Genomic DNA, 22,195 nt, shown 5'->3' with positions numbered 1-22,195 from the left:
CAATAAAAATCAGTTTGCTTATAAACGCAGTTGCAACTCAATTGCAATAAGGAGCGGTTATGCTGGACAGGCTGAGACGGTCATTGTTGGCCGGGATGACAAGCGCGGTTCTTGGAATCGCATTGATGTCTGTACCTGCGATGGCGAAGGACAAATTCAAGGCAGTCACGACCTTTACCGTGATTGCCGATATTGCGAGGAATGTCGCCGGCGATGCGGCAGTGGTGGAATCCATCACCAAGCCGGGTGCCGAGATCCATAATTACCAGCCGACGCCCGGCGATATCCAGAAGGCGCAGGGCGCGCAGCTTATTATCTGGAACGGGCTAAACCTTGAGCTGTGGTTCGAAAAGTTTTTCGCGAACCTGGAGGATGTCCCTGGTGTCGTGGCTTCCGATGGTGTCAAGCCGATGGGCATTGCCGAGGGTCCTTATACGGGCAAGCCCAATCCGCACGCATGGATGTCACCCGCGGCAGGGATGATCTATACGGATAATATCCGCGATGCCTTCATCAAGTATGATCCGGCCAATGCGGATACATACAAGGCCAATGCCGAGGCTTACAAAGCCAAGATCAAGGCAGCCATCGATCCAATCAAGTCCGAGCTTGCCGCGATCCCGGCGGAAAAACGCTGGCTCGTGTCGAGCGAAGGGGCGTTCTCCTATCTTGCCCGCGATTTCGATCTGAAAGAGCTTTACTTGTGGCCGATCAATGCTGACCAGCAGGGTACGCCGCAGCAGGTTCGCAAGGTTATCGATGCGGTCAGAGCCAACAAGATCGGTGTTGTCTTTTCCGAGAGCACGATTTCTCCCGACCCGGCAAAGCAGGTCGTACGGGAGACCGGCGCAAAATACGGCGGCGTTCTCTATGTCGACTCCCTGACTGGCCCGGAGGGTGAAGTTCCGACCTATATCGATCTGCTGCGCGTTACGTCGAGCAGGGTCGCCCAAGGGCTTACCCGATGAGTACCCGACCCCTTGATCCTGTGATTGGTAAATCGCATATCCCTGCATCGTCGGATGCGGGGAGTGGTATCTCTGTAAGAGGTGCCACTGTTACCTATCGCAATGGCCGTACCGCGTTGCGAGACGCCACGTTCGATCTACCGACTGGCACAATTTCCGCGCTGGTCGGTGTCAATGGGTCGGGAAAATCAACCCTTTTCAAGGCGATCATGGGTTTTGTCGGAATAAATCGAGGAACGATATCGATCCTTGGCCTGCCGGTGAATCGCGCGCTGAAGAAGAACCTTGTCGCTTATGTACCGCAAAGCGAAGATATCGACTGGAACTTTCCGGTTCTCGTCGAGGACGTGGTCATGATGGGCCGTTATGGCCATATGGGAATGATGCGTATCGCCAAGCCCGCCGACGTGCAGGCGGTAGCGGACGCGCTTTCGCGGGTCGGGATGAGCGACTACCGCAAACGACAGATAGGGGAACTCTCCGGTGGACAGAGAAAGCGTGTCTTTCTTGCACGGGCCCTTGCTCAGGATGCGCGCGTTATTCTTCTCGATGAGCCATTCACCGGCGTTGATGTAACGACCGAAGAGGCAATCATCACTCTTCTGCGCGTGCTGCGTGGTGAAGGCCGGGTCATTCTTGTGTCGACCCACAATCTTGGCAGCGTGCCGGAATTTTGCGACCGCACCGTTCTGCTCGATCGTACTGTCCTTGCCTATGGACCCACTGCCGAGACGTTCACACAGGCTAATCTCGAGTTGACGTTTGGCGGCGTGCTGCGGAATTTCAGGTTCAGGGCTCCTGGCGAGATGGCTCAAATCGAAGTCGCTACCGGGGATGAGCGTCCCTTTGCCGTTTACGAGAATGCCGGCGCTTCTTCCAGAAGCACTGGAAGACCCAACTGAGATGACGTTGCTGCTCGAACCCTTTTCCTATCAGTACATGGTGAATGCCATGTGGATCTCCGCGCTTGTCGGCGGTGTTTGTGCTTTCCTTTCGGCCTATCTCATGTTGAAAGGCTGGTCGCTTATCGGCGATGCGCTTTCACATTCGATTGTACCGGGTGTGGCCGGGGCCTACATGCTCGGCTTGCCATTTTCTCTCGGCGCCTTCTTTTCGGGAGGCCTTGCCGCAGCCGCAATGCTGTTTCTCAGTCAGCGCACGAAGCTCAAGGAAGACGCCATCATAGGGCTGATCTTTTCGTCTTTCTTCGGGCTTGGCCTGTTCATGGTGTCGTTGTCACCAACTTCGGTGAATATCCAGACGATTGTGCTTGGAAATATTCTTGCGATCACGCCGGAAGACACATTGCAACTTGCCATTATCGGTTTTGTTTCCTTGGCCATTCTTTTGGTTAAATGGAAAGATTTGATGGTCGTCTTCTTCGATGAGAGCCATGCCCGTTCCATCGGTCTCAACCCGACGGCACTCAAGATCATGTTTTTCACACTGCTTTCCGCCTCGACTGTAGCTGCCCTGCAAACTGTCGGAGCATTCCTGGTCATATGTATGGTTGTCACGCCCGGCGCGACTGCCTATCTCCTGACCGACCGGTTCCCGCGACTCCTGGCGATCGCAGTTGCCATCGGGGCGCTGACCAGCTTCACCGGTGCCTATGCAAGCTATTTCCTCGACGGTGCAACAGGCGGCATCATTGTGGTGCTGCAAACAATGATTTTCCTTCTCGCCTTCTTCTTCGCGCCAAAACACGGGATGTTAAACGCTCAACGACGTTCTGCGGAAAGCCGGGAGTATCCGGGATGAACATAATCGAAACCCTGCTTTCGCCCTTCCAGTTCGAGTTCATGGTCAGCGCCCTCATCATTTCCGTTCTCGTTGCAATCCCGACGGCAATGCTCTCGTGTTTCATGGTGCTGAAGGGCTGGTCATTGATGGGCGATGCGATCTCCCACGCGGTCTTTCCCGGTGTCGTCATCGCCTACATCGTCGGATTCCCCTATGCGATCGGGGCTTTCGTTGCGGGCATGTTCTGCGCCGTCGCTACAGGGTTTCTCAAGGAGCACAGCCGGATCAAGCAGGACACGGTTATGGGCATCGTGTTTTCCGGCATGTTCGGTCTGGGCCTCGTGCTCTATGTAAAAATCCGGTCGGACGTGCATCTGGATCATATCCTGTTCGGCGACATGCTTGGCGTCGGTTGGAATGATATTGGCCAGGCTGCCGTTATAATGGTAGTGACCGCTGGAGTGCTTGTTCTCAAATGGCGGGATTTCCTGCTCCATGCGTTCGACAGCATACAGGCGAAGGCAGTTGGCCTCAGAGTGAGGCTTTTGCACTACGGGCTGCTTTGCCTGATATCGCTGACGATTGTGGGTGCGTTGAAAGCGGTCGGGATCATCCTTGCCATTGCCATGTTGATCGCGCCCGGAGCCATTGCTTTTCTTCTGACACGCAAATTCAGTACGATGCTGCTGATTTCCGTCATCGTAGCAACCGCCGCCGCGTTTTTCGGTGTCTATCTGGCATTCTTTCTCGACAGTGCTCCCGCTCCAACGATCGTGCTTTTGATGACGGCTATATTCATCGGCTCTTTTGTCCATGTTTCTCGCAAGCACGGGCAGGACGAACCAATTGAGGCATGAAGGGCTTGTGGCGCACAATATCCCCGGCTCGACATTTTTTGTCCATAAAGCGTCAGATCGACCGATTGGGCGGTGACAGGGCTTGTGCACTGCGATATGTTCGCAGCTGTCGAGGGTCTGTGATTGCAGAATCGGGGGCCCTGTCAATTTGCGGGAGAGTGTCTTTGAACAGAAATGTTCAACGGCCACCGAAGGGGAAATCGCCCGAAATCTCTCAGGTTCCAAGAACCGCAAAAGGATAAGACAACTCTGGAAAGTCGAGGGAAACCTCGCGCCGAAGGTGTAAGTTCAGATCGGATGTGAATCCATGCTGGGCGAGTCTCTCAGGCTTCCGACAGAGGGGCAAAGAACGGTCCGTCCTTGTGGCGGGGATCTTTGCACGACTCTGGAGTAAAAATGGGCACTGACGAAAATCTGAAATTATTGCCGCTCGACGATATGCACAGGGCCGCCGGAGCGCGCTTTGGCGGGTTTGCAGGCTGGTCCATGCCGATCACCTATCCCCTGGGGGTGATGAAGGAGCATCTGCACACACGCGAGAAGGCCGGGCTGTTCGATATTTCGCACATGAAATTGTTCGACGTGTCAGGGTCCGGCGCTGGGGATCTCCTGTCGCATGCATGTCCGCTCGGCGCAGGATCGCTGCAGCATGGCCAGTCCAAATACACGTTCTTCCTCAACGAGCAGGCAGGCATTCTTGATGACCTGATTGTTACTAGGCTCGGCGAGGAGCATTTCATAGTCGTTGCCAATGCCGGCAATGCGGCTGGCGATGAAGCCCATTTGCGCAATCTGGCCAAAAACTTCGATTGCAAGATCGATGCTCTCGATCATGCTTTCCTGGCGATCCAGGGACCACAAGCGGCCGACGTTGTGCGCGACGCCGGTATTGCGGGCACGGAGCTCGCCTTTATGAACGGCTTCGCGCCAAAGCCGGGCTGGTTCATGAGTCGCTCGGGCTATACCGGCGAGGACGGCTTCGAGATTGGTCTACCCTCAGGCGAGGCACGCGAACTGGCGACAAGGCTGCTTGCTGACGAGCGGGTAGCCTGGATCGGGCTCGCGGCGCGCGACAGCCTGCGCCTGGAGGCGGGGCTTTGCCTGCACGGCCAGGATATCAACCCCGATATAGATCCCGTAGATGCGGGCCTCGCCTGGGCAATCAGCAAGCCCGTGCGAGAAAAAGCCGTGTTCATTGGCGCAAGGGCGCTGCTCGACAAGATCGCTGCAGGTCCCGGACGGAAACGCGTCGGCCTCAAGCCGGATGGCCGCCAGCCGGTGCGCTCGGATTCGGTCCTGGTTGACGTCGACGGCAATAGTATCGGTCTTGTCACCTCGGGCGGATTCGGCCCCTCCGCCGGACATCCGGTTGCCATGGGCTATGTCGGCAAGCATTTCGCGGCCGTCGGAACCCTGATTTTCGCAGAGGTGCGGGGCAACCGTATTCAAATGCACATCCATCCGCTTCCATTCACCCCACATCGCTATCACAAAGGATAAATCGACATGGCAGTTACTTACTTTACCGAAGATCACGAATGGGTCCGCGTCGAAGACGGTATTGCCACCGTCGGCATTACCGATCATGCGCAGGACCAGCTAGGCGATCTCGTTTTCGTCCAATTGCCCGATGTCGGCCAGTCCTTGTCCAAGGGAGACGCCGCAGTCGTAGTGGAATCGGTCAAGGCAGCTTCGGATGTCTATGCCCCGCTCGACGGCGAAGTGACGGAAGTCAACGACGCAACGGCGAGCGATCCAGCCTTGGTAAATTCCTCCGCGACCGGCGATGGCTGGCTATGGAAAATGAAACTCTCCGACACCGATCAACTGGCTGGTCTGCTCGATGAGGCCGGTTACAAAGCGATTATTGGCTGATCCATCATGAACAAAAGCATTTTTCCCTTTTCTGACCGCCATATCGGGCCAAGCACCCTGGGATCGCGGGCCATGCTGGCGGCACTTGGCATACCTTCGCTCGAAACATTGATTGCGCAGGCTGTCCCGAAGTCCATCCGGTTGGAACGCCCGCTGAACATTCCCGAAGCCATCAACGAGGCCGAGGCATTGGCGGAACTCAGCCTCAAGATGGGTCAGAACAAGACCCACAAGAGTTTCATTGGCCAAGGTTATCATGGCACACATGTCCCGGCGGTGATCCAGCGCAATCTCTTTGAAAACCCCGCCTGGTACACGGCTTATACGCCCTACCAGTCCGAGATCAGCCAGGGGAGGCTTGAGCTTCTGTTTCACTTCCAGACGCTGATTGCGGAATTGACCGGCTTGCCCGTCGCGTCGGCTTCTCTGCTCGACGAGGCGACAGCCGTCGCAGAAGCGGTAGGAATCGCGTACCGCCATCATCGCGAGAAGCGTTCGCGCATCGTGCTCGCCGGCGACGTTCATCCGCAAATTCTCGATGTGGTCAGAACCCGCGCAGAACCGCTCGGCATGAATGTCAATGGCGGTGAGATCGACGGTGAGGTTGCGGCGATTATCGTGCCCTGGCCCGATACATATGGTGTTTATGGCGATCATGCGGCCGTAATCAGCGCCGCCAAAGCGGCAGGAGCCCTGGTCATTGCAGTTGCGGATCCGCTGGCGCTGACAATAACGGCTTCCGCTGCTTCAATCGGTGCCGATATCGCGGCGGGTTCCATGCAGCGTTTCGGCGTACCGATCGGTTATGGTGGTCCGCATGCGGCCTATCTCGCCGTGAGCGAGAATCTGACACGGCTTATTCCGGGCCGGCTTGTAGGCCAATCGGTCGACAGCAAGGGAAGGCCCGGTTACCGCCTCGCGTTGCAGACGCGCGAGCAACACATCCGCCGCGACAAGGCAACCTCGAATATTTGCACGGCTCAGGCCCTGCTTGCCAATATGGCCGTGTCCTTCGCGATATGGCACGGTCCACAGGGCCTGCAGGCGATCGCGATGCGCGTCCACGAACAGGCGGGACGCCTTGCAGCTGGTCTCGAGGAGGCTGGGTTTGAACTTGCAGGAAACCAGTTCTTCGACACGCTCACGGTCCATGTTCCCGGCAGGGCGGCCTCAATCGCCGACGCTGCCGAGGCGGGTGGTCGCTTGCTGCGGATTGTCGACGGGGACCGGCTCGGTATCAGTGTTGACGAGACGACGACAGATGAGGATCTTGGCGCACTGGCCGCGCTCTTCGGTGCAAGCCTGTCAAAGGAGGCCGGCATAAAACTGCCTGGCTCAAGGCCAGCCGAAGGGTTCATGACCCAGGCCGTGTTTCATCAGCAGCGCTCGGAGACCGAAATGATGCGCTTCCTGCGACGGCTTGCCGACAAGGACCTTGCGCTCGATCGGGCCATGATCCCGCTTGGTTCGTGCACAATGAAGCTCAACGCCGCCGCCGAAATGTTGCCGGTCAGTTGGCAAAGCGTTGCCAATGTCCATCCTTTCGCACCCGACGATCATGCGCTTGGCTATAAGTCATTGACCGGCGATCTCGAGGAATGGCTAGCCGAAATCACCGGCTTCGATGCGGTCTCCCTGCAGCCGAACGCCGGCAGCCAGGGTGAATATGCCGGATTGCTGGCCATCCGCCGCTATCATCTCGACCGCGGCGACGATCATCGCGATATCTGCCTGATCCCGGAATCGGCGCATGGCACGAACCCTGCAAGCGCCCACATGGCAGGTATGAGGGTCGTTGTCGTTGCTTGCGAAGAGGCGGGCGATATCGATCTTGACGATCTGAAGGCCAAGGCCGAGACGCATAGCCAAAATCTGGCGGCGCTGATGATCACCTACCCCTCGACGCACGGTGTGTTCGAGGAAGGCGTAAAGGACATTTGCGAGATTATCCACGGGCATGGCGGACAGGTTTATTTCGACGGTGCAAACCTGAATGCGCTGGTAGGTCTTGCTCGGCCCGGCGATATCGGTGCCGATGTCTGCCACATGAATTTGCACAAGACCTTCTGTATTCCCCATGGCGGCGGTGGCCCGGGCGTGGGGCCGATCGGGGTGAAGAAACATCTCGCGCCATTTTTGCCAGGACATGTCGAAACCGGTTCCGGGCATGCGGTTTCCGCTGCGCCGTTCGGCAGTGCTTCGATCCTGCCAATCACCTGGATGTATATCCGCATGATGGGTGGCGCCGGTCTGAAGCGTGCCACGGAGATGGCGATTCTCAACGCCAATTACATTGCCGAACGCCTGAAGGATGCTTATCCGGTGCTGTTCAAGGGCCGCAACGGCCGTGTCGCGCATGAGTGTATTCTTGATACCCGTGTGCTGAAGGACAGCGCGGGGATCAGTGTCGAGGATATCGCCAAGCGGTTGATCGACTATGGCTTTCACGCACCCACCATGTCGTGGCCGATCGCCGGAACGCTGATGGTCGAGCCGACTGAGTCGGAATCGAAACGTGAGATCGATCGGTTCTGCGATGCGATGATCGCGATAGCTGCCGAGGCGGCCAAGGTCGCGAGCGGCGAGTGGCCAAGGCAAGACAATCCCCTGGTCAATGCACCTCATACCTCTGGCGACGTTCTGGCGGATGACTGGACGCATCCTTACAGCAGGAAGGTCGCGAGCCTGCCCGCCGGGGAGAATGAGGAAAGCCCGAAATATTGGCCGCCGGTCTCGCGCATCGACAATGTCGCTGGCGACCGCAATCTGGTCTGTTCCTGTCCGCCGATGCAGGCATATAGTTGATCCCGGGTTCGTGAATGCCGGGGCGTTGGACCGCTTTCAACGCCCCGATCCTCGCAACTACCAGTCTGGCGTGAGGTGCGAGTCATCGTCGCTGTTTTCAGTCGCCGGAACAAGTTCAGGTGCCAGTTGCCGTAGTGCAAGGGGGAGAGCCTGCAGATCACTCGATTCGAATGAAAGATTGGCGAGACGCCGGGTAACGAGTTCAGCAACGAGCCTCGCCTGCTGCCCGTCCCGGATACGCTTGGCGGCGTCGCGATCGGCACGGCGTGACAGCCATAATTTATGCAGGGCGAAGGCCCGGGGATCAGGGCACGAGCAGGCGAGGGGGTAGCCGCGCTCATCGATCACTATGGCCTGCGTTTTCGGACTGTTGATCAGCCAGGACAGTCCCTCGATCTCGATTGCTTGCAGATCCTCTTCGTCCGAACTGAAACGACTTTTCTCGTTCGATAACATGACGTTCTTCGGTGCGGGCTTGATGAGGTCCACCAGAAAGCCATCGCGGTTTGCTGCGCGATAGCTATTTCTGGCGAGAGGCGCGAATGAATGGTCGATTTTCTGCAGAAGGCCGATCAGTCCCTTTTCCGAAAAGTCCCTGGCGACCAACCGAAGATTGAAACGGGAATCCATCAACAGGTCGACGTCCTGGGTTGAAAGCAAAGCGCTGCTGATGTGAACGGCGGCCAAGCGTTCGTAGACAAACAGAGCGTTGGTTCCCACGACGTCGACCGCCGTGCCTATGAGACCGAGCCTGTCGAGCGCCCGGATAATGCGGGCCGTCAAAAGAGGTACACGTCCCAAAGCCATGGCCCGGTTGACCGGAGCCATTTCATCGAGACGCTGCGCCAGCCGTGCCAAGCGCTGCTTCGCATTGTCGCGACCGGAATGAAACTGATTGTAGATCGCCTCGGTTTCAGCCGATCTTGGCCCCAGCGACTTCCAGATGCCACTCGTCTTTTTGTAGAGATATTCTTTGCCATTGGTGCTCTTCTTCCACGACATCGAGCCGGAATAGCGCTGCTCGAACTCTTTCGCACCGCTCCGGTAGACTTCGTATGCCTGAGCGCTGTCAATATGCTGGCGAGTCTGCTCCGAGCTTAATTCCTTGAAGTTGTTCATGTTATCCCCGAAAGAACGTTGAGCGGTCCCATTAGGGATAATATCACGATTTTCGCAATTATCCATTGATTTTAAACGGATTATCCCTTTTAAAGCGAAATGGCGTTGCAATGGGGATAATCTACGTCTTCAAGAATATGAAAAATCGCTTCGTTTGTCGGCCACTTCCGCTACGTTGAACCGGAGGCGCGAGAGGCCTTACCACAAGAGGATGGAACATGAAGAAATTCTTACTGATAACTGCTTTTGCCGCGATCGCTTTTGCACCTGTTGCCAGCGCTCAGGAGATTCGCATCGCCACCGAAGGTGCTTACCCGCCGTTCAATTCTCTTAAAGCCGACGGTACGCTCGAAGGGTTCGACGTCGATATCGCCAATGCGCTGTGTGCGGAGATGAAAGCGAAGTGCACCATCGTTGCGCAAGATTGGGACGGCATCATCCCCGGCCTCATGGCCAAGAAATACGATGCGATCATCGCTTCGATGAGCATCACGGAAGAGCGCAAGAAGCAAATCGACTTCACCAACAAATATTACACGACGCCACTTGCCGTCGTGGTCCCGAAGGACAGCACGCTAGCCGGCGTTTCCTTGGAAGACATGAAGGGGAAGACAGTCGGTGCACAGGCTTCCACGACACAGGGGAACTACGCAACGGATAATTACGGCAAGAACGGCGCTGAAGTGAAGCTTTATCCAACGCAGGAAGAAGCGACCGCCGACATGCAGAACGGCCGTATCGATGCGCTGATCTCCGACAAGTTCGTGGTGGTCGACTGGCTCAACAATGCAGGCAAGGATTGCTGCAAGATGCTTGGCGACGTTCCGGGAACGGAGACGGAAGCCGGCATAGGCATACGCAAGGGTGACGACGAACTCCGCGAAAAGTTCAACAAGGCTATCGACGCCCTCGTAGCCAACGGCACATACAAGAAGATCGTCGCGAAATATTTTGCATTCGATATCTACTGATGTTCGACAAGCCATTCGGCGCCAACCGCCGAATGGCTTCCGATCTTTTCGTTCCATAATACCTGTTATGCCTCAACCTGATGTAGCCGGGGCACATTCTATTTTCAATTGCGACACGTCGATAATATCAACCTGTCAGCTTTGGAGAAGAATGCATGCTTAGCGTACTATTGCTTGTAGCCCTTCGCCCGCATGCAGGCGCTGACAAGATTGGCCTCTTCTTTGCTTCTGGCGGAACTGTCATTGGCCAAGGCGGCGGTTGAACCGGCGGCCTGGTACTTGCATTGCACCATGTCCCTGTCCGCTGGCGTTACAGGATCGTCGCTCTGGACCCACTTCTTCTCGGATGAAGCGCAGGCCGTGAGGAAGACCAAAGGTATGACGTATAAAATAATTCGGCTCCTGGAAAGATTCGTGGACATTTGAAGTATTCCCTTATGGTATTGACAGAATGATCAGCGCCGGGGATAGAACTGCCCCGACACCCGATGAAACCACGACTTAACCGGAGCGGCAAATTACATTGCATTTCGGGTCTGACACAAACATGGATTATGAAGTTGGCGGCGGACAACTCGTTCAACCTTCCGCTTCTCCTCCACGCCATGGTTTCAGCCAGAGATAACGCTCCTGTGGGATAAACAGCGACGCTTCTGACTCTATTGCCCGAAAGGCATCTCCACCCGCGGCCAGATTTCACGCGAGAGTTTGCGATAGTTGGTCTTACCCGGATTGGAAGGGTAAGGCGCACCGGCGTCGACATAAAGGATTTCGGCCGCAACAGGCTCGAAACCGGCGTGGAAGTGGTTCGTCGATTTCACGAGCAGAATATCCCTGGCGCCAGGATCAATGCCGAGATTGGAGAAAATATCCGGTTCGAACGTCTGTGTGCGATTGGTGTTGAGGATGACTTCGACGTCTGTTCCTTCAAGACGAATGACTGCGGCGGCACCGAGCGTAACCTTGCTCTTGCCAAAACTTTGCCAAGCCTCCTGCACGGCTTTGACAACTTCGACCCGGGCGTCAATCGGAGCCCCTCCGTCGGGACCTGCCTTGCCGCCGAATCGTAGCTGGATGTTCGCGCCCTCCCCTGCTGCGAGGCAGAAGGTGACCGCAACCGGGTCCCAGATTGTCGCAACTGCAATATTGTCTATTCCACGCTCAAGGATCCGTCGAAGAATAAGCGTGCCATCTCCGGCAACGCCGCCACCAGGATTGTCCCAGACGTCGGCAATGACGATCGGCTTACCCGGCTTCTGCGCGACCAGCCGCATGGCCTCATCCAGACCCGCCTCTGTGTCAAGCATCGGCATGGCTGTCTTGCCGCGCATAGAAAACAGCTCCATACCAAGCCTTGCAGCCAGATCGGCCCCTTTCTCCGGCTCATTGTCGGTGACAACCATGACCTGTGTGCCGAGTTCCGGAACATCCCCGGCCATGAACCCGTGGATCAGGGAGATCGACAGGATCCCATCGCGGCCCTGCAATGCCTTCAGGCGATCCACATAGGAACGCATGGGTTCCCGGCTGGTGGGATAGATATCGATCATGCGGCAATCGAAGGTTGAAATCACCGGTTTGATCTCGCGCCGAAGCGCACGCAAGGCGAGATCGACCACATGCTCGGCGCGCTCGTAGAAATCCGTGTGCGGAAACTCAAGAAAGGCCGCGAGTATATCTGCGTTTGAAACCCGCTTCCTGGTGAGATGGCTGTGCGGATCAAGTTCCGAAGCGATGAGCACGTCGGGGCCCACCATTTTGCGGATACGCTCGAGAAAATCGCCTTCGCAATCGTCATAGCCCTGCGCAACCATAGCGCCATGCAGTCCGAGGACCACGCCGTCTACTGGCATGGAAGCCTGGAGCTGGCCAAGAATCTCGTCGCGCAATTGTTCGTATGCCTGCCGTTGGAGTAACCCTCCGGGTTCAGCCCAGGCCGCGGTTCCCTCGATCAGCGTGAACCCTTCCTCACGTGCCCTGCGCCGCAACACGACCATGGGCGCCGAACACAATGTCGGCGTATCCGGATGAGCGCCCGGACCCGCATAGAATGCCGTCTCAAAGCTGGCGCGGTCTGTCGGCACGGGGGAAAAGGTGTTGGTTTCCGTAGCAAACGAAGCAGTGAAGATGCGCATGATATGACTCAGAGTGGCTTATACGCGATGGCTTCGATCTCGATCTTGATGTCGATCATCAGGCTTGATTCGATCGTCGTGCGGGCGGGCGGATTAGCGGGGAAATAGGTCGCATAAGTCTTGTTGAAGGCAGCGAATTCCCGCGCATCTTCGAGGATGACGAAGGTCTTTACCACGTCTGAAAGTTCAGCGCCGGCAAGCTTTAGCGCGGTCTCGACGTTTTCCATTACCTGCCTTGTCTGCGCCTCGATACCGCCGACAATAACAGTTCCGTCTGCCCCGACAGGGACCTGGCCGGAAATGTAGATGAAGTCACCGGCGCGAACCGCGGGCGACAGTGGCACATGCGACTGGCCGAAATGTTGTTTGGTCATCGTGATCCTTCAGTTTATTGCGCCGTACCGACTGGCCCATGGGCGCCCTTGCGGTGGAGCACGGTGCTGTCCTTCGAACATGCTTATCATTCTATGTAATTTACTTTCGCGCAAGAGCGTATTTCATGTTGCTTTTTTTCAGGATCAGTCACTAACTAGGATCAGTGACCAACAAAGCGCTGCAATCGGAAGCACGTATGACCTCGCCACTCTTGCACACTGAACCTCGGTTCGCAGACATGCATGTGCTCATCACCGGCGCTGGTGGTGGCATCGGCAAAGTACTGGTCGAATTGTATGGTAACTCCGGTGCAATCGTGTCGGGCGCCGATCAGGAAAAGGGTTTGCTTGGCGAGCTACCCCTTGCAAACCGGCTGGTCTTCGATCTTGGCGACGAGAAGGCGACATCCGCGGCTATCAGGGATTTCACCGCGGATCATGGCGTTCCCGACATATTGATCAACAATGCCGGTTTCACTCGAGGCGAAACGCTTGATGCCGTGAGCAATGACGTATGGGAACGGGAAATAGCCATCAATCTTAACGGCGCATTTCACGTTACGGCTCCCATCGTCGATGCCATGTGCCAGCGCGGCAGTGGCAATATCGTGTTCATTTCCTCGGTCAATGCACTCGGCCATTTCGGTAATCCAGCCTACTCGGCGGCAAAGGCGGGATTGATTTCGTACATGAAGGCGCTTGCTGTCGAGCGCGGGCGTTTTGGCATAAGGGCCAATGCGGTCTGTCCAGGCTCGGTACGTACACCGGCGTGGGACCACCGACTGAACAAGCAGCCGGAGCTCCTGGCAAAAGTACTGCCGCATTATCCACTTGGGCGAATGGTGACACCGGAGGAAGTGGCGCATGCCGCGATGTTCCTCAGTTCAGACGCAGCATCCGGAATTTCAGGAGCGACGCTGACCGTCGATGGCGGCTTGACAGCGGGGAACCTGCGTTTCATCGATGACGTGCTGGGGGACCAATGATATGCCGGGTTCCCGCGAACAGATCATGCAGCCCCATTTCGACATAATCGCCCGCTTGCGGGAAATTGCCGAGACGGGCAAGAATTCCGACAGCCAGGTTGCCGCGGCCATACTTGCCGATGCCGAATTCGCAACACATGCGGCGATCGACAAACTGGCGCAGAAAGCTGGCGTCAGCGAGCCTACGATAACAAGATTCTGCCGTATGCTCGGGTTTGAAGGCACGCGCGAGTTCAAGGTGAAACTGGCGCAATCATTGGCGATTGCAGGGCGCTATATCGTGCCGGAGCCAGCGCAGGGCAATGAAACTGGCATTCCTTCCATCATCGCGAGCAGTGCCGTCGATGCAGTTCAAACAGTATGCGGTCTGGTGGACCTGGATATTCTGGAACGTTCGGCCTGCCTCATCGCTCGCGCCCGCATGGTTCGTGCCTATGGATCAGGCGGCGCATCATCCATGGCCGCGACTGAACTGGAAAACCGGCTTTTCCGGCTTGGAGTCCCGGCGGCGTCATATATTGACGGCGAGATGCAGCAGATGACCGCGGCTGCCAGCGACGAACGTACCGTCATCGTGGCGTTTTCGCTTTCAGGCGAAATCCAGCCACTGATTGAAGCCGTGGCGATTGCGGGACGCTACGGCGCCAGAACCATAGCGCTCACCGCGCCGGGTTCCTCGTTGGCATGTGCGGCCGAACTCGTCCTGCCACTCCACATAGAGGAAGGTACAGACGTTTACCGGCCATCGCCGGCGCGCTATGCCTTGCTTGCCTTGACCGATATGCTGGCGATGACTATTGCGAAGAAAATCGGCGCTCCCGCGGTGGAGCGGATGCGCCGCATCAAGAACCTTCAGGGCATGCACAAGATCGATGCACCGAACCTTCCGCTTGGAGATTGAAATTGAAGCTGTCCGAAATCGACACACCGGCTGTTCTGATCGACGTCGATCGCGCCGAGGAGAATATGCGGCGCTTTCAGACCTACGCGGACGTTCATAACATAGCCGTACGCCCGCACATAAAGACGCACAAGCTGCCGCTTTTCGCCAAGCGGCAGCTTGAACTTGGTGCTGTCGGCATCACCTGCCAGAAGCTGGGCGAAGCAGAAGTCATGGCCGACGCCGGTCTTACAAATATTTTTCTTCCCTACAACATTATTGGAAAGACGAAACTCGACAGGCTCCTGGCGTTGAACGAGCGTGTCGAACTCGCCGTGACGGCAGACAGTGAATTCACTGTCCGAGGCCTTTCCGAAGCGTTCAAGAACGCAGCGGCACCGCTCACGGTTCTGGTGGAATGCGATACGGGAATGGGGCGTTGCGGAGTGCAGACGCCTGACGAAGCGGTTGCGCTGGCCAAGTCCATCGCCGCTTCCCCAGGGCTGCTCTTCGCGGGCTTCATGACCTACCCAAAATCGGGTGCAGTTGCAGAAAACCAAGCCTTCCTGTCGGCAGCAAAGGAGAATGCGATCGCTGCCGGACTTCACCCTCGCGTCATTTCCAATGGTGGTTCACCGGACATGTGGCGGGCACACGAGGTCCCAAGCGCCACGGAACATCGCCCCGGCACCTACATCTACATGGATCGCTTTCAAGTGGCCAAGGGCGTTGGCACCTTCGACGACTGCGCGCTGACTGTGCTCGCCACTGTGGTCAGCCGTCCCAAGGATAATCGTGCGATCATGGATGCGGGCTCAAAGGCACTTAGCAGCGACACGTTCGGCATGGACGGCTTTGGGCACATCGTGGACTATCCGGATGCAGTGATCACCTCCTTGAGCGAGGAACATGGCGCGATCGATCTCTCCGCCTGCGAAATCAAGCCGCAGATCGGGGACCGGATACGCGTCATCCCCAATCACGCCTGCGTGGTGACCAATCTCTTCGACGAGGTCGTCTTGATCTCGGGCGACGAGGTTGTCCAAATTGCACCTGTCGCAGCGCGCGGGCGGGTCGATTGAGACGCTTGCTCAAGCGGGAATGAGACCAGAAGGAGCGGGCCTGCCGGCGTGGATCTGGAACGCGCTATCGTGAGGTAGCCTGCTCCGCCCGGCCGGCAGCCCTGTATTTCTCGAGAATGACAGGGTCTATAGTGAACAGTTCCTGTGCCCTTCCCACGCCGCGAAGTGCGAAGCGGCCGACTGACACCAGCTTTGCCCGGAGTTCGGCAGGCAGGGCCGCAGCGAAGTGATCCGACAAAAGGACATCCTGATCGACCGACCTGCACATGGACGCGATACGGCTGACCTCATTTACCGCCGGGCCGACAACGGTAAAGTCGAGCCGCGTATCGCTGCCGATATTGCCGTAGAAAACTTCGCCTATGTGAACGCCGAGATAGACGTCGGTCGCTGGCGCCCCATCGGTTTCCCGCGCCTGGTTGAGCGCCACAAGTCGTTTGCGCAGGTGCATCTGCGCTCTCAAGGCGGCCGTCGCGGCTGCTGAAGAATCACCTTCGGTGAAAATTGCGAGTATGCCGTCGCCAATCAGCTTCAACACGTCGCCGCCGGCTTCCTGAACCGAGGAAATAACGGCCTCCGCATAATCGTTCAGCATGGGAATGATCGCGTCTGGTGCCGCTGCCTCGGATATGCGCGTGTAGTCCCTCAGATCCGAATACCAGAGCACCGCTTCGATGCGTTCGGCCGAACCTCTATTGATGCGTCCCGCAAGGACACGCTTGGCGGCATCCCGGCCAAGATACACATCCGCCAATGTTTTCACGATCCGCGTAAGCGACGCACATTTGATCGCGAGGCCGAGACCGCGCACCAGCCGTCTGAGAACGGAGATCTCGTGGTCGCTGAAACCTTCGGGATGTGCTGTCGACCACTGGGAGTAGAAGCAGTCCATCTCGCCTATGCTTCCCTCGCTGGAGAAACGGTTCATGAAGGCCAGATAATCGGTGCAGCCCTCGCTCTTCAGACTGCTGAGGTGACGGAATCTGGGCTCTTCATGCTCGTGCAGGCGCAGCCGCATTTCGTCCTCGCCCACCTGCAGGAGGTGGTAGAAAGTCGAATTTTGCCAATTGTCCGCGCTCTCACCCTGCTGCGAAGACCCGTATTCGATGATGGGCTTTTCAACTTCGCCGTCCCTGCGCCAGGGAAACGCCCTGCCCTCATAGATCGGATGGAGCGTATCGACGAATGCGCTTGCGCGCTCAAGCTTTATACCCGCAGCGAGACATCGCGCACAGAACCCATTTATCAAGTCCATCTCGGAGGCGCCCGAAAGGCCCTGGACGTCGAGCCACGTTTCTATATCGGCGATATCGGCTTCATTCATTACAGCGCTCACATTGCTCATCAGGCACGGTCACCACAAGTGCTCGACGAGGACAAGCCATTGTGGACAGAAGCAATTTTTCAATTCTTTCGATGGTGGAGTTTGGCTGCAAAGATACAACCTAAGCTATTGTATTCCGCGAAAAAATCCGGATTTGGCAGCGTCTTGCCCGGGGTTTGATCCTACTTTAGTCTCATTGACACAAATAGATCAACTCAATACTCGAATTATGTCGTAGGGTCCTTATTCAGGGCCATTTTTCGAGCCTGCCCGATTTTTATAACTGTTTGAACGTGAACACATTTCAAAATTTTCCAGATTGATTAGGCGAATGATTTTGAGTCGAGTATTTGAAGCGTTACGTGCGTGTGCCCCGTTTTTTTCCAGCCGCTTTTCATGAGTGTGCGCGAGGAAGGCAATCACGGAGAAAGCAGCCCGGATGCGCGTTATTTCAGCGAGGCCATCCGCTGGGAAAACGATGTCATCCGTTCGGTCAAGCGTTCCCGTGCCCTCGCCTGGATCGTTGCAGCAGTCGGTGCAGTTCTCGCAGCCACAGCCATGGCTTGCCTTGCCTTGCTTCTGCCCCTGAAGAGCTACGAGCCCTATGTCATCGAAGTGGACAAGACGACCGGTTTCATGGAAATCAAGCGGCCGCTGGCGGAGGGCGACCTGACCCAGACCGAGGCGGTCACGAAGATGAATGTCGTGCGGTACATCCGCGCGCGAGAGACCTACGATCCTTCGGCGGTACAGGACAATTTCGATATGGCGCAGATGCTGTCTACCGGCGATGCGGCACGCGATTTCCTAAATTTCTATGGCCAGTCCAACCCTGCCAACCCCGTCAACCGTTTTGGCAGCGCCACACGCGTTATTCCGAATATCAAGTCCGTCCAAGTTCCGAACGGCCGCACTGCGATCGTAAGGTTCTCCACGCAACGCATAGGAAGAGATAGCGGGCCGGACGAGCACTGGGTCGCGCTGATGCACTTTCGTTATACGCGCGAGCCGATGACCAATGAATGGCGTTTCGACAATCCGCTTGGGTTCCAGATCGTCGACTATCGACGTGATCAGGAAAGCGTTTCCGGCAATGGTGATCAGCAATGATCGGGCGGCGCTTGCGGTGGGCCAGGCTCTTTATGGGCGCTGCACTGGTGGGTTTCAGCCTCATGGGCGGGGCGATCCATGCTATCGCGGAAGTAGCGCCGCGACGCGGGGCTGCCGATCCGCGCGTCCGCACTGTCATCTATAATTCGGCCAATGTCGTCTCGGTCGACGCAAGCCATGGCGTTTCAACGATGATCGTGCTCGGCGATGCCGAGAAGATCGAGACGGTGGCAGTCGGCGACAGTCTTTCCTGGAAAATCGAGCCCAACAAACGCGGCAATATAATATTCCTGAAACCGGTCGAAGCGAAGACGACAACGAACATGAACGTAGTCAGCGATAAACACGTTTATACGTTCATTCTGCGGGCACACGCGGAATCTGAGGGCGACCAGACCTACATGGTCAAGTTCCGCTATCCCGATGAAGAAGCCGACGTGAAGCTCCTGGCAGAAGCACAGCGGCTCGTCTCCGAGCCTAACCGCGACAATTTCCAATTTCAGGACACGAACACCAATTACAGCTTTCGGGGCGACGGGGAACTTAAACCCAAAAATGCGTTCGATGACGGGGTGAAGACCTGGTTTCGCTTCGAGGGTGACATACCGGCTATTTTCATCGTGGAGGGTGGCAAGCGCGAGATACTCGCCAATTTCCGCCGCGAGGGAGATTACATCGTCGTCGACAAGATCGCCAAGCAGTGGATGTTGAGGCGCGCCGACTATGCGCTTTGCCTCTTTAATCTGAAAGCCGGCGTCGCCGTTGCTGCAGCTTCTTCCCGCCCTGCCGAAAACAGGATGAGGTGAGCGATGCCAGATCCTGATTACCATCTGAATGTGGAACTCGAAGAGGCTGCACGGTCGAAACTTGCGGAGCCAAAACGCGGGTTGAGCAGAGCGGCACTCATCCTGCTGTTCGCTTTGGTCTGTCTGCCGCTCCTGGCGATGCCCTTCTGGCTCCAACGCCCGTCCACGCCTGAAAACGCCGACACTGGCGACGATAATTTTGTCCCTCCCGTAGGTAATGTGCAACTGGTCGTTCCACCCGTCGAAAAAGAACCCGTTCCCGAACCGGAGCCGACGCCAGCGGCGGGGCCTTCGCAAGACGAACTCGATGCCGCTGCCCGACGTGCGCGCCTGGAAGCGGAGGAAGAAGCGCGGCGAATGGCGGAAGCCGAGCGTCTCGCCCGCGAATCGGAGACTGACGAAAAAAAGTGGGAGCGATACCGATCGCCGATGGTGGTGACCGAGAGCGGTCAAACCGACGAAGTCCCGGGTGAGCAGCCAAAGCCGCCGACGGATGCCGAGAAAGCGGCCGGGACATTCCAGGACGCCAATCCCAACGGGCAGTTCCTGTCTGCCATGGCAAACAAACCGGTCGAGGTCGCCAAGGCCGAGCAGACAAAGCGCATCGATGCGCTTGTCCCACAGGGGACGATGATTCGCGGGGTTCTCGAAACTGCCGTTCAGACGGATTTGCCGGGCATGGTGCGGGCGGTGACTACGGAAGACATCTGGTCTTTCGATGGTCGTAGAATTCTCATCCCGGCAGCTTCACGCATGATCGGCGAATACAATGCCGGCATTGCACAGGGGCAAACACGAGCATTCATCGTCTGGACGCGGCTCCTGCGCGCGGACGGCATCAGCATGAATCTCGGTTCGATTGGCACAGACGAACTGGGGCGGTCGGGATCTGCGGGAGATGTCAACAACCACTATCTGAAACGATTTGGCGCCGCGGGTGTGCTCAGCATTATCAGCGCCGGTACGCAGTTGATGGCGGCTACTGGTATGCGCAAGACGACCGACACAAGACCTACCCAAACGACGACGACCGACATAGCGACTGGTAAGATAACTTACAGCACCACTTATCCTGAGGACAACGAGGCCAAGAACCGGGCCAAGGATCTGGCGATGCAAGGCGCTGCGCTGGCCGCCCAGAGTTTTACGCAGCTTGCCCAGGAAGCGCTCAAGGCGCAGATCAACATTCCGCCAACGATTACAATCGATCAGGGAACACCCGTATCGATTTTCGTGCGCCGCGATCTCGATTTCTCCGATCATTATCCCGATCCTGTCCTGCAGAAGCTCAAGGAACTGAAGAAGGGGCGCGGCTGGGATGTTGGCGATGGTAGTACGCAACCGTTCTACAAGGGGGGTACGCCGTGAGCCTTGCAGCGCCCCTTTCCTCCTTGATCGACCTGGCGTTCGCGCCATTGCGGCGTTTTCTCGAGGCGCCTGACGTCGTCGAGATATGCATCAACGAGCCGGGCGCCGTGTTTGTCGAACATGCAGGCGGAAGCTCGGGTGCGGCGATGGTGCGCCATGAACTGGCCGAGTTGACCGCCGAACGTATCCGCTTCATGGCGGAACGTGTTGCAGCCGCCAGCCACCAGTTCGTCAACGACGAAGAGCCGCTATTGTCGGCCGCGCTCCCCAATGGAGCACGTGTTCAGGTGGTGCTGCCACCGGCGGCTCCGCAGGGCGGCGCCATCGTCATCCGCCGGCAAGTCGCGCGGAGGCTTCTCCTTTCCGACTACGCCGCTTCAGGGGCGCTCGACTCTGCTGTCGTAACGGATGGTTCGCCTGAGTTTACAGACGACGAAAGTGATCTGTGCAACTTGCTCGCCGAGGGGGATATCTGGACGTTTTTGCGCCAAGCCGTGCGGCGCCGGGTATCCATCATGGTTTCCGGCGGGACCGGGTCCGGGAAGACCACTTTTCTCAATGCGCTGATGCTGGAGATCCCGCCGCACGAGCGACTGATTACAATTGAGGATACTCCGGAACTCACGCCCCAGCAGGCAAATCACGTGCGTCTGATCGCAACGCGCGGCAACCAGAATATCGCTCGCATCGAGCCGCGTCACCTTGTCGAAGCATCCCTGCGCATGCGTCCTGACCGCCTGTTGCTCGGGGAAGTCCGAGGCGGCGAGGCGCTGGACTTTCTGCAGGCGATCAATACCGGCCATCCGGGCTCCCTCTCGACAGTGCATGCGAATTCTCCCCGCGATGCGTACACGCGGCTGGCGCTCCTCATCATGCAAAGCGGCGCTGGTGGCGGGCTCGGATTAAGCAGGAACGAGATCATCGAAACGCTGCGTACGACGCTTCCGCTGGTCATCCAGATCGGCCGGCGTGATGGCCGTCCCGGCGCTGTGACGGAAATCTTCTACGATCCCTTTGTTCGCGCGAAGTGGCAGCCGGCTGCCGTGCTCAAGAGCAATGATCCAATTCGATTTCCGGAGGGGGGCATTGCCTCGATGGGGCGAAACCAATGAACAGGCGTGTTGTGTCAGCAGTCGTGGCAATTGCATTCGGGTTTGCCGTTTGCAACTTGGGGCATGCTGCCACTGACGATGAACCTTTGAAAGTCACGGTGATCGAGGACAATGCAGACAAGAGCCAAGGCAGCCCGAAGGCACAACCAGCCCCGGTTACCTGTAACCTTGCTGCGCCGATCGATGCAGCCCAAGGCGAAGCGATCGTCCGCAAAGTTGCCGTAGAAGAGCGTTTCGACAGTGATCTGGTTCTCGCCATTGCCCGGCAGGAGAGCGGATTTCGCATGAGCAGTCTTTCAAGCGCCGGCGCGGTCGGCTTGATGCAATTGATGCCGGGCACGGCGAAACGCTTCGAAGTCGATATCTGCGATCCCGAAGACAATGTGCGCGGCGGCATCCGATATCTGCGGTTGCTGCAAAAAAGATACCAGAACCTGCTTTATGTGCTGGCCGCCTACAACGCTGGAGAAGGCGCGGTCGACCAGAGCCGGGGCGTACCCCTCTATCCGGAAACAGTGCGTTACGTGTCCGCCATTCTCACCGACCTGAACGGCTGGAAGCCGCTGCAAGTGCCGGTTGTCAAGTCACGCCCGGCGGCACAACCAAACACACAAGAAAAGCCTCAAGGTGAAACGCCCGAGGCATGGTCCCAGGGATTTGTCCTTCATGTGGAGTAATTC

The 22,195-nt window shown here is 57.2% G+C and carries 21 protein-coding genes and 1 riboswitch; of the genes, 16 read left to right on the top strand and 5 right to left on the bottom strand.

Features of this window, described 5'->3' with window-relative positions; translation table 11 throughout:
* Positions 1-95: 95 nt before the first annotated feature.
* From CU100_RS23005 to gcvP, 7 genes are all read left to right on the top strand, one after another.
* Positions 96-968: a metal ABC transporter substrate-binding protein gene (locus CU100_RS23005; protein WP_407070371.1), complete on the top strand. Its 873-nt coding sequence runs from the start codon at positions 96-98 to the stop codon at positions 966-968.
* Positions 965-1,870: a manganese/iron ABC transporter ATP-binding protein gene (locus CU100_RS23000; RefSeq protein ID WP_106718957.1), complete on the top strand. Its 906-nt coding sequence runs from the start codon at positions 965-967 to the stop codon at positions 1,868-1,870. Before CU100_RS23005 ends, CU100_RS23000 begins: the two co-directional genes overlap by 4 nt.
* A gap of 1 nt (position 1,871) precedes the next feature.
* Entirely contained in the window at positions 1,872-2,729 is an 858-nt protein-coding gene (locus tag CU100_RS22995; protein WP_106718956.1) for a metal ABC transporter permease, read from the top strand.
* Positions 2,726-3,568 carry a metal ABC transporter permease gene (locus CU100_RS22990; RefSeq protein ID WP_106718955.1) on the top strand — a complete coding sequence of 281 codons (843 nt, stop codon included), beginning with the start codon at positions 2,726-2,728 and terminating at the stop codon, positions 3,566-3,568. The genes CU100_RS22995 and CU100_RS22990 overlap by 4 nt, the downstream gene beginning before the upstream one ends.
* Positions 3,569-3,709: 141 nt before the next feature.
* Positions 3,710-3,809, top strand: a riboswitch (glycine riboswitch).
* Positions 3,810-3,964: 155 nt separating this feature from the next.
* Positions 3,965-5,068: a glycine cleavage system aminomethyltransferase GcvT gene (gene gcvT, locus CU100_RS22985; protein WP_106718954.1), complete on the top strand. Its 1,104-nt coding sequence runs from the start codon at positions 3,965-3,967 to the stop codon at positions 5,066-5,068.
* Between the two features lie 6 nt (positions 5,069-5,074).
* Positions 5,075-5,443, top strand: coding sequence for a glycine cleavage system protein GcvH (gene gcvH, locus CU100_RS22980; protein WP_106718953.1), 369 nt, complete (start codon positions 5,075-5,077; stop codon positions 5,441-5,443).
* 6 nt (positions 5,444-5,449) lie between these two features.
* Entirely contained in the window at positions 5,450-8,248 is a 2,799-nt protein-coding gene (gene gcvP, locus CU100_RS22975; protein ID WP_106718952.1) for an aminomethyl-transferring glycine dehydrogenase, read from the top strand.
* A 57-nt stretch (positions 8,249-8,305) separates the two neighbouring features.
* Here gcvP and CU100_RS22970 read toward each other — a convergent pair whose 3' ends face one another.
* Positions 8,306-9,367 (bottom strand): GSU2403 family nucleotidyltransferase fold protein, encoded by a 1,062-nt coding sequence (locus CU100_RS22970; protein WP_106718951.1) that lies wholly within the window; start codon positions 9,365-9,367, stop codon positions 8,306-8,308.
* Positions 9,368-9,585: 218 nt separating this feature from the next.
* Here CU100_RS22970 and CU100_RS22965 point away from each other — a divergent pair, with 218 nt between their 5' ends.
* Positions 9,586-10,338, top strand: a complete 753-nt coding sequence (locus tag CU100_RS22965) for an ABC transporter substrate-binding protein (protein ID WP_106718950.1) — start codon at positions 9,586-9,588, stop codon at positions 10,336-10,338.
* 167 nt (positions 10,339-10,505) lie between these two features.
* Here CU100_RS22965 and CU100_RS22960 read toward each other — a convergent pair whose 3' ends face one another.
* The 3 genes from CU100_RS22960 to CU100_RS22950 form a co-directional block, all read right to left on the bottom strand.
* Entirely contained in the window at positions 10,506-10,760 is a 255-nt protein-coding gene (locus CU100_RS22960) for a hypothetical protein (RefSeq protein ID WP_106718949.1), read from the bottom strand.
* Positions 10,761-10,997: 237 nt separating this feature from the next.
* Positions 10,998-12,473 carry a M81 family metallopeptidase gene (locus CU100_RS22955; RefSeq protein WP_106718948.1) on the bottom strand — a complete coding sequence of 492 codons (1,476 nt, stop codon included), beginning with the start codon at positions 12,471-12,473 and terminating at the stop codon, positions 10,998-11,000.
* Positions 12,474-12,481: 8 nt separating this feature from the next.
* Positions 12,482-12,847: a RidA family protein gene (locus CU100_RS22950; RefSeq protein WP_106718947.1), complete on the bottom strand. Its 366-nt coding sequence runs from the start codon at positions 12,845-12,847 to the stop codon at positions 12,482-12,484.
* 197 nt (positions 12,848-13,044) lie between these two features.
* On the opposite strand from CU100_RS22950, the gene CU100_RS22945 reads away from it, so the two are divergent.
* The 3 genes from CU100_RS22945 to CU100_RS22935 are packed head-to-tail and all read left to right on the top strand — an operon-like array spanning position 13,045 to position 15,795.
* Entirely contained in the window at positions 13,045-13,833 is a 789-nt protein-coding gene (locus CU100_RS22945; protein WP_106718946.1) for an SDR family oxidoreductase, read from the top strand.
* 1 nt (position 13,834) lies between these two features.
* On the top strand, positions 13,835-14,734 hold the full coding sequence (locus tag CU100_RS22940; protein ID WP_170113937.1) for a MurR/RpiR family transcriptional regulator: 900 nt from the start codon (positions 13,835-13,837) through the stop codon (positions 14,732-14,734).
* A gap of 2 nt (positions 14,735-14,736) precedes the next feature.
* Positions 14,737-15,795: a D-TA family PLP-dependent enzyme gene (locus CU100_RS22935; protein WP_170113925.1), complete on the top strand. Its 1,059-nt coding sequence runs from the start codon at positions 14,737-14,739 to the stop codon at positions 15,793-15,795.
* Between the two features lie 64 nt (positions 15,796-15,859).
* Here the strand turns inward: CU100_RS22935 and CU100_RS22930 are convergent, their stop codons facing one another.
* Positions 15,860-17,119, bottom strand: coding sequence for an adenylate/guanylate cyclase domain-containing protein (locus CU100_RS22930; RefSeq protein ID WP_106718943.1), 1,260 nt, complete (start codon positions 17,117-17,119; stop codon positions 15,860-15,862).
* Positions 17,120-17,515: 396 nt separating this feature from the next.
* Between CU100_RS22930 and CU100_RS22925 the strand changes: the two genes are divergently transcribed.
* From CU100_RS22925 to CU100_RS27520, 5 genes are read left to right on the top strand one after another with little or no spacing between them, the layout of a single operon-like run.
* On the top strand, positions 17,516-18,229 hold the full coding sequence (locus tag CU100_RS22925) for a virB8 family protein (protein ID WP_106718991.1): 714 nt from the start codon (positions 17,516-17,518) through the stop codon (positions 18,227-18,229).
* Positions 18,226-19,035, top strand: coding sequence for a P-type conjugative transfer protein VirB9 (gene virB9 / locus CU100_RS22920; protein ID WP_245419204.1), 810 nt, complete (start codon positions 18,226-18,228; stop codon positions 19,033-19,035). The genes CU100_RS22925 and virB9 overlap by 4 nt, the downstream gene beginning before the upstream one ends.
* A gap of 3 nt (positions 19,036-19,038) precedes the next feature.
* Complete coding sequence (gene virB10, locus CU100_RS22915; protein WP_106718942.1) at positions 19,039-20,403, top strand: type IV secretion system protein VirB10; 1,365 nt, start codon at positions 19,039-19,041, stop codon at positions 20,401-20,403.
* Entirely contained in the window at positions 20,400-21,515 is a 1,116-nt protein-coding gene (virB11, locus tag CU100_RS22910; RefSeq protein WP_106718941.1) for a P-type DNA transfer ATPase VirB11, read from the top strand. The genes virB10 and virB11 overlap by 4 nt, the downstream gene beginning before the upstream one ends.
* The gene (locus tag CU100_RS27520; RefSeq protein WP_106718940.1) at positions 21,512-22,192 is read left to right on the top strand and encodes a lytic transglycosylase domain-containing protein; all 681 of its coding nucleotides are present in this window, start codon (positions 21,512-21,514) and stop codon (positions 22,190-22,192) included. The genes virB11 and CU100_RS27520 overlap by 4 nt, the downstream gene beginning before the upstream one ends.
* The last annotated feature ends 3 nt before the right edge of the window (positions 22,193-22,195 follow it).

The sequence above is a fragment of the Phyllobacterium endophyticum genome (genome assembly GCF_003010935.1).
Classification (GTDB): Bacteria; Pseudomonadota; Alphaproteobacteria; order Rhizobiales; family Rhizobiaceae; genus Phyllobacterium; species Phyllobacterium endophyticum.
The sequence above is the reverse complement of the archived record's forward strand: the minus strand, read 5'-3'. Positions and strand labels throughout refer to the sequence as shown.

What these genes read in the sequence shown, in the direction of transcription:
- CU100_RS22940 (WP_170113937.1), top strand. Translation starts at nt 13,835, where the DNA reads ATGCCGGGTTCCCGCGAACAGATCATGCAGCCCCATTTCGACATAATC.
- CU100_RS22950 (WP_106718947.1), bottom strand. Translation starts at nt 12,847, where the DNA reads ATGACCAAACAACATTTCGGCCAGTCGCATGTGCCACTGTCGCCCGCG.
- CU100_RS22930 (WP_106718943.1), bottom strand. Translation starts at nt 17,119, where the DNA reads ATGAATGAAGCCGATATCGCCGATATAGAAACGTGGCTCGACGTCCAG.
- CU100_RS23000 (WP_106718957.1), top strand. Translation starts at nt 965, where the DNA reads ATGAGTACCCGACCCCTTGATCCTGTGATTGGTAAATCGCATATCCCT.
- CU100_RS22945 (WP_106718946.1), top strand. Translation starts at nt 13,045, where the DNA reads ATGACCTCGCCACTCTTGCACACTGAACCTCGGTTCGCAGACATGCAT.
- CU100_RS22955 (WP_106718948.1), bottom strand. Translation starts at nt 12,473, where the DNA reads ATGCGCATCTTCACTGCTTCGTTTGCTACGGAAACCAACACCTTTTCC.
- CU100_RS22925 (WP_106718991.1), top strand. Translation starts at nt 17,516, where the DNA reads ATGAGTGTGCGCGAGGAAGGCAATCACGGAGAAAGCAGCCCGGATGCG.
- CU100_RS22990 (WP_106718955.1), top strand. Translation starts at nt 2,726, where the DNA reads ATGAACATAATCGAAACCCTGCTTTCGCCCTTCCAGTTCGAGTTCATG.
- CU100_RS23005 (WP_407070371.1), top strand. Translation starts at nt 96, where the DNA reads ATGACAAGCGCGGTTCTTGGAATCGCATTGATGTCTGTACCTGCGATG.
- gcvH (WP_106718953.1), top strand. Translation starts at nt 5,075, where the DNA reads ATGGCAGTTACTTACTTTACCGAAGATCACGAATGGGTCCGCGTCGAA.
- virB9 (WP_245419204.1), top strand. Translation starts at nt 18,226, where the DNA reads ATGATCGGGCGGCGCTTGCGGTGGGCCAGGCTCTTTATGGGCGCTGCA.
- CU100_RS27520 (WP_106718940.1), top strand. Translation starts at nt 21,512, where the DNA reads ATGAACAGGCGTGTTGTGTCAGCAGTCGTGGCAATTGCATTCGGGTTT.
- CU100_RS22995 (WP_106718956.1), top strand. Translation starts at nt 1,872, where the DNA reads ATGACGTTGCTGCTCGAACCCTTTTCCTATCAGTACATGGTGAATGCC.
- CU100_RS22965 (WP_106718950.1), top strand. Translation starts at nt 9,586, where the DNA reads ATGAAGAAATTCTTACTGATAACTGCTTTTGCCGCGATCGCTTTTGCA.
- CU100_RS22960 (WP_106718949.1), bottom strand. Translation starts at nt 10,760, where the DNA reads ATGTCCACGAATCTTTCCAGGAGCCGAATTATTTTATACGTCATACCT.
- virB10 (WP_106718942.1), top strand. Translation starts at nt 19,039, where the DNA reads ATGCCAGATCCTGATTACCATCTGAATGTGGAACTCGAAGAGGCTGCA.
- gcvP (WP_106718952.1), top strand. Translation starts at nt 5,450, where the DNA reads ATGAACAAAAGCATTTTTCCCTTTTCTGACCGCCATATCGGGCCAAGC.
- CU100_RS22970 (WP_106718951.1), bottom strand. Translation starts at nt 9,367, where the DNA reads ATGAACAACTTCAAGGAATTAAGCTCGGAGCAGACTCGCCAGCATATT.
- gcvT (WP_106718954.1), top strand. Translation starts at nt 3,965, where the DNA reads ATGGGCACTGACGAAAATCTGAAATTATTGCCGCTCGACGATATGCAC.